Source organism: Pseudomonas sp. LG1D9, assembly GCF_002949995.1.
Taxonomy (GTDB): domain Bacteria; phylum Pseudomonadota; class Gammaproteobacteria; order Pseudomonadales; family Pseudomonadaceae; genus Aquipseudomonas; species Aquipseudomonas proteolytica.
Window position 1 is genome coordinate 3,079,270 of sequence record NZ_CP026881.1, and the last position, 12,134, is coordinate 3,091,403.

Here is a 12,134-nt window from a genome sequence, read left to right on the forward strand (position 1 = left end):
AGATACACAAGTGATCGAAAATCTACGTAACATCGCCATCATTGCTCACGTTGACCATGGTAAAACCACCCTGGTAGACAAACTCCTGCGTCAATCCGGCACCCTGGAGCGCAACGAGCTCAACGACGAGCGCGTGATGGACTCCAACGACCAGGAAAAAGAGCGCGGTATTACCATCCTGGCAAAAAACACCGCCATCAACTGGAACGGCTACCACATCAACATCGTGGATACCCCGGGCCACGCCGACTTCGGCGGCGAAGTTGAACGTGTAATGTCGATGGTTGACTCCGTTCTGCTGCTGGTTGACGCTCAAGACGGCCCTATGCCGCAAACCCGTTTCGTGACCAAGAAGGCTTTCGAAGCCGGCCTGCGTCCAATCGTGGTGATCAACAAGGTTGACCGTCCAGGCGCGCGTCCGGACTGGGTTCTGGACCAGATCTTCGACCTGTTCGACAACCTCGGTGCCACCGAAGAACAGCTGGACTTCAAAGTTGTCTACGCCTCGGCCCTGAACGGCATTGCCGGTCTGGAACACACCGACATGGCTGAAGACATGACCCCGCTGTACCAGTCGATCGTCGACAACGTACCAGCGCCGAAAGTCGACCGTGACGGTCCGTTCCAGATGCAAATCTCGGCACTGGACTACAACAGCTTCCTGGGTGTTATCGGCGTTGGCCGTATCGCTCGTGGTCGCGTCAAGCCGAACACTCCGGTCGTGGCTATCGACGCCACCGGCAAGAAGCGTAACGGTCGTATCCTGAAGCTGATGGGTCACCACGGTCTGCACCGTATTGACGTTGAAGAAGCTGCTGCAGGCGACATCGTGTGCATCAGCGGTATGGACTCGCTGTTCATCTCCGACACCCTGTGCCACCCGGACATGGTTGAAGCAATGGTGCCGTTGACCGTTGACGAGCCAACCGTTTCCATGACCTTCCAGGTAAACGACTCGCCATTCTGCGGTAAAGAAGGCAAGTTCGTGACTTCCCGTAACATCAAGGAACGTCTGGACAAAGAGCTGCTGTACAACGTTGCACTGCGCGTTGAAGAAGGCGACTCGGCTGACAAGTTCAAGGTTTCCGGCCGTGGTGAGCTGCACCTCTCGGTACTGATCGAAACCATGCGTCGCGAAGGCTTCGAAATGGGCGTTGGTCGTCCGGAAGTGATCATCCGTACCGTTGACGGCGTGAAGCAGGAACCGTTCGAAAACGTCACCATCGACACCCCTGAAGAATCCCAGGGCAAGGTCATGGAAGAGATGGGCCTGCGTAAGGGCGACCTGACCAACATGGTGCCGGATGGCAAAGGCCGTGTGCGTCTGGAATACAACATCCCTGCTCGTGGTCTGATCGGTTTCCGTAACCAGTTCCTGACCCTGACCAACGGTGCTGGCATCCTGACCTCGATCTTCGATCGCTACGACACCATGAAGTCCGGCGACATGTCCGGCCGTCAGAACGGTGTTCTGGTATCGGTAGAAACCGGCAAGGCACTGACCTACTCCCTGGAAACCCTCCAGGCGCGTGGCAAGCTGTTCGTTGAACACGGTCAAGAGATCTACAACGGCCAGATCGTTGGTCTGAACAGCCGTGACAACGACATGGGCGTCAACCCAACCAAAGGCAAGAAGCTCGACAACATGCGTGCTTCGGGTAAAGACGAAACCATCGCCCTGGTTCCACCTGTTCGCTTCACCCTGGAACAGGCTCTGGAATTCATCCAGGACGACGAGCTGTGCGAAGTGACGCCGAAGTCCATCCGTCTTCGTAAGAAGATCCTGGACGAAGGCGAGCGTACCCGCGCTGCCAAAAAGGCCAAGAACTGATACTTAGTTCCGGCTGAATAAAAACGCCCCCGGTCGAAAGGCCGGGGGCGTTTTTTTATCCCTGTAGATTTTGTGGTGGTTTGCCGGCCCCATCGCAGGCAAGCCAGCTCCCACATTTGAGGGTGTTCACAAATCAAACTGTGGGAGCTGGCTTGCCTGCGATGGGGCCCTCAAGAGCCCTGCAAAATCCGGATCAGAACTTGTCGAGGGTCTTGAACTTGGTCTCGCGCACCACTTCCTTGGGCTTGTACGCGCAATACCCCGGCCGTGGCCCGATCTTCGGGTGATTGCGGCAGGTATCCGGGCGCTTGTCATAAATAGTGCAGAAGCGCGTCTTACGATCCAGGTACAGGCAATCGTTGTTGCTCATGCGCTGCAGGGTAAAGATCTCGGACTTGGAGTTGAAACGCTCGACGATGCCTTCCTTCTGCAAGCGCTTGGCGATGTTCTTCGGCGGGTCGCCACGCTCGAATTCGTCGACGATGCCAATGCGGATCAAATCCTTGATCTTCACCTCAACCGGCAGGGTGCAGCAGTTGGACGTGCAGCCGCCGCACATGTGGCTGGAGTATTTCTGCCACGTTTCGAGACGGTCGAGTTCCGCGGCGGCGATCAGTTGAGGCTTCATCAGGTTTCCAAGAGGGGCTTTGTCCGGGCGCGCGATCATACCGGGATTGGTGATTTTTTGAACAATATTTTGCGGATTTCGGCTCAAAGGCTCCCGCCCGTCTCAAACGGGCACGGCCCCTGCATCTAAAACCTGCATGCGTGAATGAGTGAAAAAACTGCCGAACCGTCAGCCATGCCATGGGTCAGACCGTCTAGGCTCTAGGATTTCCCTTCTTCTATCTCGCCCGAGGTCGCACCGATGTCTCAGGAACCGCTTGTACGAGAAGCAGAGGTAGCCGCGTTTCGCGATGCTGTCTTGACCAAACTCACTTATGCGGTGGGCAAGGATCCCGATCACGCCTTTGACCACGACTGGTTCGAAGCCATTGCCCTGGCGGCGCGCGACCATATGGTCGACCACTGGATGGACCACACCCGGCGTATCTACCGGCGTGGGCAGAAGCGGGTGTATTACCTGTCCCTGGAATTTTTGATCGGTCGTTTGCTGTTTGACAGCCTGAGCAACCTCGGCCTGCTGGAGGTGGCGCGCGAAGCCCTCGGCGAGTTGGGTGTAGACCTGGAGCGCATTCGCCTGCTGGAGCCCGATGCGGCCCTGGGCAACGGGGGCCTGGGGCGCCTGGCCGCGTGCTTTATGGAAAGCATGTCGACCCTGGGCATTGCCGGCCATGGCTATGGCATTCGTTACGAACACGGGCTGTTTCGCCAGGCGATTGTCGATGGCTGGCAGCAGGAGCAGACCGAACGCTGGCTGGATTTCGGCAACCCCTGGGAGTTCGAGCGCGCCGAGGTGATCTACCCGATCGGCTTTGGCGGCAGCGTCGAGACTGTGCTGGATGCGTCCGGCAAGTCGATCCAGGTCTGGTCGCCCAATGAAACCGTGCGCGCCGTAGCCTACGACACCCCGGTGGTCGGCTGGCGTGGTGCCAGTGTGAACACCTTGCGCCTGTGGCGTGCGCGGGCCGTCGAAGACCTGCACCTGGAGCGCTTCAACGCCGGTGACCATTTGGGCGCCGTTGCCGAAGTGGCCCGTGCCGAAAGCATCTCAAGGGTGCTTTACCCGGCCGACAGCACCGAAGCAGGGCAGGAATTGCGCCTGCGCCAGGAATATTTCTTCGTCTCGGCCTCCCTGCAGGACCTGCTGCGCCGCCACAAAAACATGCACGGCTCGGTCCTGAGCCTGGGCGAGCACGCGGCCATCCAGCTCAATGACACGCACCCGTCCATCGCCGTGGCCGAGTTGATGCGCCAATTGGTCGACCTGCACGATATTGCCTGGGATGCGGCCTGGCAGGTCACCGTCGAAACGCTGTCCTACACCAACCACACCCTGCTCCCCGAAGCCCTGGAAACCTGGCCGGTGGGCCTGATGGAACGCATGCTGCCCCGGCACATGCAGATCATTTACCTGATCAACGCCCAGCACATTGATTCGCTGCGGGCCAAGGGCATTCACGACTTCGACGTCCTGCGCGCTGTCTCGCTGATCGAAGAAGACAACGGGCGCCGCGTGCGCATGGGCAACCTGGCGTTCCTGGGTTCCCACAGCGTCAACGGCGTCTCGGGGCTGCATACGCAGCTGATGCGCAGCACGGTGTTTTCCGAACTGCACAAGCTCTACCCCGAGCGTATCAACAACAAGACCAACGGCATTACCTTCCGCCGCTGGCTGTTCCAGGCCAACCCCAAGCTCACCGCGATGCTGGTGGAGGCCCTGGGGCCGGACATTCTCGACAACATGGAACAGCGCCTGGTGGAGCTGGAAACCTTCGCCGAGAAAGACGCCTTTCGCAAAGCCTTCGCTGAGCAGCGCCTGCACAGCAAGCGGGTGCTGGCCGATATCATCCACGAGCGCCTGGGTATTTCGGTCAACCCGGCGGCGATGTTCGATGTGCAGGTCAAGCGTATCCACGAGTACAAGCGCCAATTGCTGAACCTGTTGCACACGGTCGCCCTGTACCAGGCGATTCGCGCCGAACCCGAAGTGGATTGGGTGCCGCGGGTGAAGATCTTCGCCGGCAAGGCGGCGGCCAGTTATCACCAGGCCAAGCTGATCATCAAGCTGACCAACGACATCGCCCGTACGGTGAACAACGACCCCACGGTGCGTGGCTTGCTCAAGGTCGTGTTCCTGCCCAACTACAACGTCAGCCTCGCCGAAAACATCATCCCGGCGGCGGACCTGTCGGAGCAGATCTCCACCGCCGGGTTCGAGGCCTCGGGCACCAGCAACATGAAGTTCGGCCTCAATGGCGCGCTGACCATCGGCACTATGGATGGCGCCAATGTGGAGATGCATGAGCGTATCGGCGGCGAGCACATGTTTATTTTCGGCCTCAGCGCCGAACAGGTGGAAGCGCGTAAACAGGCCGGTGAGTTCAATGCCGGCCCTGATATCGCCGCATCCCACCGCTTGAACGACGTGCTGCAGGCGATTCGTGGCGGGGTGTTCTCGCCGGACGATCCGGGGCGCTATGTGGGGTTGATCGACTCGTTGATCGCCTATGACCGGTTCCTGGTGTGCGCCGATTTTGACGCCTACTGGGACGCCCAGGCGCGGGTCGAAGCCCATTGGCACGACACCAGGGAGTGGTGGCGTTCGGCGGTGCTCAATACTGCGCGCACGGGTTGGTTCTCGTCAGACCGAACCATCCGGGAATACGCCACCGAGATCTGGAAAGCCTTGGACTAGAACCCGCAGAACCCCGTGTGGGAGCTGGCTTGCCTGCGATAGCATCCCCTCGGTGTCACTGATACACCGAGGCGCCTGTATCGCAGGCAAGCCAGCTCCCACACAAGCCAGGTCCTACACAAGCTGGCTCCTACATTGGAATTGTGTCGATATACTGAGCGTCGGTTACGCCCGCTTCGGGCTGCTTAGGGATCTCGACCATGCAATGGATGTTCATGCTCATTGGCCTGGTGCTCGGCTGGGCGCTGGATGAGTCGTTCAGTGACGCAGCCTTCGGCGCGCTCCTGGGTTTGGGGATTGGCCAAGCCATTCGTCTGTCGAACCTTGGCAGCGCCTTGAAGGCACTGGAGCAACGCCTGGCGATGCTGGAAAAGCCGCCGCAGGTCGAGCCGCCCATGGTCGAACCCGCGCCCGCCCCAGAACTGGTCTGGGAACTGCCCGCCGAACTGCAATCCACCTCTGCTGCCGAACCCAGCCCGCCGCTGCCGGACGACCTGTGGAAGCCGGCCGCTGCTGCACGCGAAGCTGAACCCCAGCCCCCCCGTGGCCCCAACCTGATCGAACGGGCTATCCAGGGTGCGCGCAACTGGCTGCTGGGTGGCAACACCGTGCTGCGGGTTGGCGTGGTGCTGCTGTTCCTTGGCCTGGCATTTTTGCTGCGCTATGCCACCGAAGGCATGGTGGTGCCCATCGAGTTGCGCTACGCCGGTGTCGCCGCCTGCGCCCTGGGTTTACTGGGCCTGGGCTGGTGGCTGCGCGCGCGCAACGGCAATTACGCGCTGATCCTGCAAGGCACCGGCATCGCCGTGTTGTACCTGACGGTATTCGCCGCCATGCGTCTGCACCCGTTGCTCGAACCCGGCGCGGCACTCGGCCTGCTGGTGGCTGTGACGCTGTTTTCGGCGATCCTCGCCATTACCCAGGACGCCATCGGCCTGGCCTGCGCCGCCGCCCTGGGCGGTTTCGCCGCGCCGATCCTGGCGTCCACCGGCGAGGGCAGCCATGTGGCGCTGTTCAGCTACTTCACCTTGCTCAACGTCGGCATCCTCGCCATTGCCTGGTTCAAGGCCTGGCGCTTGCTCAATGTGATTGGTTTTGCCGGCACCTTCGGCATTGGCTTCGCCTGGGGCATCCGCTCCTACACGCCGGAGTTGCTGTGGAGTACCGAGCCGTTCCTGATTGTGTTTTTCCTGATGTACCTGGCCATCGGCCTGTTGTTTGCGCGGCGCAAACTCCTGGAAATGCCCGACGCCCCGGCCGATGACAGCCGTGGTGCATTGCTGCGCTGGTCGGCGGCCAAGGGGGATTATGTAGATGGCGGCCTGCTGTTCGGGCCACCGCTTGTGGCGTTTGGCTTGCAGTTCACCCTGGTGCAGCACCTGGCATTTGCTCCGGCATTCAGCGCGTTGGCGTTGGGGATCATTTATATGGCGCTGGCGCGTGTGCTCAGTGGCGGGCGCACCGTATTGCTGGGCGAAACCTGCCTGGCCCTGGGCGTGATCTTCGCCAGCCTGGCGATCCCCCTGGGCCTGGATGCGCGCTGGACCGCCGCAGCTTGGGCGGTGGAAGGCGCGGGGATTCTCTGGCTCGGCCTGCGCCAGCAGCGGTTGTTGGCGCGCGCATTTGGCCTGTTGTTGCAACTGGGCTCGGCGCTGGCCTTTCTCAGTGAGTTGGACGTGGGCCAGCACACGCTGCTGGAAGGGGCGGCGCTGGGCGCGTTGCTGCTCGGCGTGGCGTTGCTGTTCAGCTTCCACCAATTGCGCAAGGCTGCGCATGGGCAGATCAGCCAGTGGGAGCGCAAGGGCTTGCCGGTCCTGGCCGGCCTGGGCCTGGGGTTTGTGTATCTGCTGGCACCGTTACTGTTGGCCGAGCAGGGCACCGCGATCAGCTGGGCGCTGGCGGGGCTGGTCACTGTGTTTGTCGGCCTGCATATCGCTTCGCGCACGGTCCTGTTCTGCGCGCTCGGCGTGCAAGTGCTGGCGGGGGCGTTGCTCACGTTGACGTCCTGGGGCACCGAGGAGCTGCCGGCGTTGCGTCATATCGGTTTCTGGGCGCCGATGCTGGTCGGGTTGGCTGCGTTTGTCGGAGCCTGGCGTTTGCAGGGCAGTGGCCAACGGCTCAAATTACCCCACCTATCCCACGGCCTGCTGGCGTGGGGCGCCGCCTGGTGGGTGTTGGCGCTCAACCACGAATTGCTGCGCTTTACTCCGCCGGAGCTGCAAGCCACCTTTCTGTTGGCGGCGGCAGCGGCCAGCGCGGCGCTTTGGATGTTGCTGGCGTTGCGTCTGCGTTGGGCTGCGCTCGGGACCCTCTGCCTGTTGTTGATGCCAGCGGCGGCGCTGGTGCTGTTGGTGTCGTTGCATCGCTATTACCACCCGGCGGCCGAACTGGGCTGGCTGGCCTGGATTGCGGTGTTCGCCGTGCATTTTATCGCGCTGCGTTACTTGACCGACTTGGCGGCGGCCAAGGCCCTGCGTGTCGCCCACGTGCTGGGCTGCTGGATGCTGATCGGCATGCTGGCCCTGGAGTTGCGTTACGGCCTGCTGGTGCTCTCGGTGCAATACAACGCCTGGCGCTGGCTCGGCTGGGCGATTTTCCCCAGCCTGTACCTGATAGCCGTCGCTGCACCGCGCCAATGGCCGTGGCCGGTATCTGCTTATCCGCGCGAATACCGCCTGCTGGTCGCGCTGCCGTTGGCCGTGCTGATGCTGGTGTGGTTCTGGCTGGCCAATATTTACAGCGACGGTACCGCCAAGCCGTTGCCCTACATGCCATTGCTCAACCCCTTGGACCTTGGCCTGCTGTTTGCGCTGCTGGGTGTGTACCTGTGGGCGCGCAGCGCGGCGCCGCAACTGGGCGGCCGCACCCCCTGGATTGCCCAGGGGGTTGCCGGGGTTTCGCTGTTCGCCTTTTTCACCGCATTGGTGATGCGCACGGCGCACCATTGGGGCGGTGTGCCGTTTCATCTGGATGCGTTGCTCGACTCCATGCTGGTGCAGGCCGGATTGTCGATTGTCTGGACCCTGATTGCCCTGGGCCTGATGATCGGTGGTCATCTGCGCAATCGCCGGGAGGTGTGGCTGGTCGGCGCGGTGCTGATTGGCGTGGTGGTCGCCAAGTTGTTCCTCGTCGAGCTGAGCAACCGTGGCGGGCTGGAGCGGATTGTGTCGTTTATCGGCGTGGGCGGGCTGTTGCTGGTGGTGGGTTATTTTGCCCCGCTGCCGCCCAAACGCGTTGAGCCCGAGGTTCAAACCCAAGGAGCTTCCTCTTGATCGGCAAACTGAGTATTGCCCTGGTGGGCCTGTGCACCGCGCTATCGGTATGGGCCGCAGAAGCCCCCGCCGACTTCACCGCCCAAGTGCCGCTGGCGATCAGCGGCCAAGGGCCCTGGTATCGCCTGGAGTTGCCGCTGGCGGTGCAACTGAGCGCCCGCCAGGCCGATCTCAGTGACCTGCGGGTGTTCAACGCCGCCGGCGAGCCGCAGGCGTATGCATTGGTGCGTCAGTCGGCCGCCAGCGCGAAAAACCTGGCGAGGCTGAAGGGCTTCCCGCTGTACGCCGCCGACAACACCAGTGACAGCGCGCCCAGCGTGCGCGTGCAATCGAGTGCCACGGGCACCCTGGTGCAGGTGCAGCCGTCCAGCGAAGTGCCGGCCGGCGCGCAGGTGCGACGCGGCTGGTTGCTCGATGCCAGTGCCATCAAGGCGCCGTTGCAAAAGCTGATCCTCGACTGGTCCGCCGAGCACGACGGTTTCCAGCGTTTCAGCATCGAAGCCAGTGACGATTTGCAGCACTGGCGCTCCTGGGGCGAAGGGCAGTTGGCGCGCCTGGCGTTTGCCGATGATCGGGTTGAACTGCGTGAAGTGGCCTTGCCGGGGCAACCGGCGCGTTACCTGCGCCTGTTATGGCAAGGCCAGGCCGCGCCCGAGTTGACCTCCATTGAAGTGCAGAGCACCAGCAGCCTGCCGTTGCCGCTGGTGTGGTCCGAGCCATTGGCCGGCAGCGCCCTTGAAGCGGGGCAATACAGCTGGCAGCTGCCCGGGGCGTTGAATATCGAGCGGGTGCGCATCGAGTTACGCCAGCCCAACAGCCTGGCCCCGGTGGGTCTTGCCGGGCGCCAGGACAGCAAGCAGGCATGGCAGCCGTTAAGCCGCGGTTTGCTCTACCGATTGCCGCAGAACGGGCAAGAGATCACCCAGGATCAATTGCAGTTGCCGGGTTACCCGGTCCGCCAACTCAAGCTGGACGTAGACGAGCGGGGCGGTGGCCTGGGGCCGCAGGCGCCGGGGTTGAGTTTCGCCGTGCGGGCCACGCAGGTGGTGTTCCTGGCGCGGGGCGAACCGCCGTTTACCCTGGCGCTGGGCAACCCGTCGGCCAAGGCGGCGAACCTGCCGTTGACCACCCTGATTCCCGATTATCAGCCGCAGCGCCTCGCGGCGTTGGGCCAGGCCAGGGTCGATGGCGAGTGGCGCGCCAACCCACCGGCCGCGCCAAATGTCGCAGGTATGCCTTGGCAGACAATCGGCCTGTGGGCCGTATTGCTGCTGGGCGTAGCGGTACTCGGGGGCATGGCCTACAGTCTGTTGCGCAAGCCGCCGGCCAGGCCCTGAGCCGGGGCCTGCATGAACTCTGTCAGGGTTATCTCGTCTGATAGGAGGAAATGCGCCCCGACTCGCGCTAAACTGCGCGGGTTTTTAGCCCCCCCCATTCTCCGGAGCCGTCCATGTCCCGCGTTACCCTGAGTCGCTATTTGATTGAGCAGACCCGCAGCAACAACACCCCTGCCGATCTGCGCTTCCTGATCGAAGTGGTGGCGCGTGCTTGCAAGGAAATCAGCCACGCCGTGTCCAAGGGCGCGCTGGGCGGCGTCCTGGGCAGCATGGGCACTGAAAACGTGCAAGGCGAAGTGCAGAAGAAGCTCGACGTGATTTCCAACGAAATCCTGCTCGAAGCCAACGAATGGGGCGGTCACCTGGCCGGCATGGCGTCCGAAGAAATGGACAACGCCTACCAGATCCCGGGCAAATACCCTAAAGGCGCGTACCTGCTGGTATTCGACCCGCTGGACGGCTCGTCGAACATCGACATCAACGCGCCAGTCGGCACCATCTTCTCCGTACTGCGTTGCCCGAACGAATACCTGAGCCAGAACGAAGCCCTGAACGAAAAGGCCTTCCTGCAGCCAGGCACCGAGCAGGTCGCCGCCGGTTATGCGATCTACGGCCCGCAGACCATGCTGGTGCTGACCCTGGGCGATGGCGTCAAGGGCTTTACCCTGGACCGTGAAATGGGCAGCTTCGTGCTGACCCACGAAGACATCTCCATTCCTGCCTCGACCCAGGAATTTGCGATCAACATGTCCAACCAGCGCCACTGGGAAGAACCGGTTAAGCGCTACGTCAACGAGTTGATGGAAGGCGAAGAAGGTCCGTTGAAGAAAAACTTCAACATGCGTTGGGTCGCTGCGATGGTTGCCGACGTACACCGCATCCTGACCCGTGGTGGCCTGTTCATGTACCCACGCGACAGCCGCGAGCCGTCCAAGCCGGGCAAACTGCGCCTGATGTACGAAGCCAACCCGATGTCGTTCCTGGTCGAACAAGCTGGCGGTGCTTCCACCGACGGTCACCAGCGCATCCTCGACATCCAGCCTGAAGGCCTGCACCAGCGTGTGGCGGTGTTCCTGGGCTCCAAGGAAGAAGTGGCGCGCGTGACCGGTTACCACAAAGGCTAATGCTACCCCCTGTGGCGAGGGGGCTTGTCCCCCGCTGGGCTGCGAAGCAGCCCCCAAACCAACCCACTCGGTTTACCTGAAAGTACTCAGTGGCTTTATTGGGGCTGCTTCGCACCCCAGCGGGGGACAAGCCCCCTAGCCACAGGGGGCTTTTTTTGTTTTTGCCTTCCGGGAACCAGACCCCCCTTTTCCCTTCTAAGCTTCTGGCAGACCCCCACTGCTGCGTGTCCCTCCAGGAGCTCTACCATGTCGTTACGCCGTCTCGCACTCTTGTGCTTTTGCGTCCTATTGGCCGCTTGCAGCAAGGTCACCCAGGAAAACTACCAAAAGCTCTCGGCTGGCATGGCCAAGGCTGAAGTGGAGTCGTTGCTGGGTAAGCCCACCGATTGTTCCGGCGCGCTGGGCATGTCCAGTTGCACCTGGGGCGATAAAACCAGCTTTATCAGCGTGCAGTACGCCGGTGACAAAGTTCTGATGTTTTCCGGGCAAGGCCTGAAGTAAACCGGGGCGCAAGCCTGCGGGAGAAGAAGAATGATGCGTTTCGTTTTATACCTTTGCGCCAGCCTGTTTTTGGCAGGCTGCGCCAGCCATTCTGGCGATGATCTGCAACCCAAGACCGTCGGCAGCGTCAACCTCAAGCGTTACCAGGGCACCTGGTACGAGTTGGCCCGCCTGCCCATGTACTTCCAGCGTAACTGCGCGCAGTCCGAGGCCCGTTACTCCCTGCTGCCCGATGGCGACATGTCAGTGTTCAACCGCTGCCTGACCACCGAGTGGAAGTGGGAAGAAGCCAAGGGCACGGCCACGCCGCAAGTACCGGGCAAGACCGACAAGTTGTGGGTCGAATTCAATAACTGGTTCACCGCGCTGTTGCCGGGCGTGGCCAAGGGCGATTACTGGGTGTTGTACGTCAGCGACGACTACAAGACCGCCATCGTCGGCAGCCCGAGCCGGCGCTACATGTGGCTGCTGTCGCGCACGCCGACCGTCAGCGCCGACACCCGCGAAGACCTGCTCAGCAGGGCACGCCAGCAGGGTTACGACACCACGCGTTTGATCTGGCGTACGTCGGATAAGCAGATGAGCAAGACGTCGCAGTAATGCGAAATAGAAAGGGCGGGTTTTTTAATAAACCCGCCCTTTTTTTGCCCGCAGGGTTTGACCACGTCGGGAACCATGATGGATTTTGATGGCTGTGCTGATGAGGATTCGCTTCTGGTCAGCGCGCGAGGCTGAGTTAAATACCCGCCT

8 protein-coding genes are annotated in these 12,134 nt (G+C 61.7%); 7 read left to right on the top strand and 1 reads right to left on the bottom strand.

Annotation, left to right across the window (positions count from 1 at the left end):
• The first annotated feature begins 10 nt into the window (after positions 1-10).
• On the top strand, positions 11-1,831 hold the full coding sequence (gene typA / locus C5F71_RS14600) for a translational GTPase TypA (RefSeq protein WP_092232819.1): 1,821 nt from the start codon (positions 11-13) through the stop codon (positions 1,829-1,831).
• A 193-nt stretch (positions 1,832-2,024) separates the two neighbouring features.
• On the opposite strand, the gene C5F71_RS14605 is transcribed toward typA, so the two are convergent.
• The gene (locus C5F71_RS14605; protein ID WP_029295922.1) at positions 2,025-2,459 is read right to left on the bottom strand and encodes a YkgJ family cysteine cluster protein; all 435 of its coding nucleotides are present in this window, start codon (positions 2,457-2,459) and stop codon (positions 2,025-2,027) included.
• A gap of 240 nt (positions 2,460-2,699) precedes the next feature.
• Here C5F71_RS14605 and C5F71_RS14610 point away from each other — a divergent pair, with 240 nt between their 5' ends.
• The 6 genes from C5F71_RS14610 (at position 2,700) to C5F71_RS14635 (ending at position 11,984) form a co-directional block, all read left to right on the top strand.
• Entirely contained in the window at positions 2,700-5,150 is a 2,451-nt protein-coding gene (locus C5F71_RS14610) for a glycogen/starch/alpha-glucan phosphorylase (protein ID WP_029295924.1), read from the top strand.
• A 200-nt stretch (positions 5,151-5,350) separates the two neighbouring features.
• Positions 5,351-8,422 (top strand): DUF2339 domain-containing protein, encoded by a 3,072-nt coding sequence (locus C5F71_RS14615; RefSeq protein ID WP_104911391.1) that lies wholly within the window; start codon positions 5,351-5,353, stop codon positions 8,420-8,422.
• Positions 8,422-9,759, top strand: a complete 1,338-nt coding sequence (locus C5F71_RS14620; RefSeq protein ID WP_104912624.1) for a DUF3999 domain-containing protein — start codon at positions 8,422-8,424, stop codon at positions 9,757-9,759. The genes C5F71_RS14615 and C5F71_RS14620 overlap by 1 nt, the downstream gene beginning before the upstream one ends.
• Before the next feature lie 113 nt (positions 9,760-9,872).
• Positions 9,873-10,883, top strand: coding sequence for a class 1 fructose-bisphosphatase (locus C5F71_RS14625; protein ID WP_029295932.1), 1,011 nt, complete (start codon positions 9,873-9,875; stop codon positions 10,881-10,883).
• A gap of 246 nt (positions 10,884-11,129) precedes the next feature.
• A complete protein-coding gene (locus C5F71_RS14630) occupies positions 11,130-11,384 on the top strand; it encodes a hypothetical protein (RefSeq protein WP_029295934.1) in 255 nt (84 codons plus the stop codon).
• Between the two features lie 30 nt (positions 11,385-11,414).
• Complete coding sequence (locus tag C5F71_RS14635; RefSeq protein WP_029295936.1) at positions 11,415-11,984, top strand: lipocalin family protein; 570 nt, start codon at positions 11,415-11,417, stop codon at positions 11,982-11,984.
• Positions 11,985-12,134 lie beyond the last annotated feature (150 nt).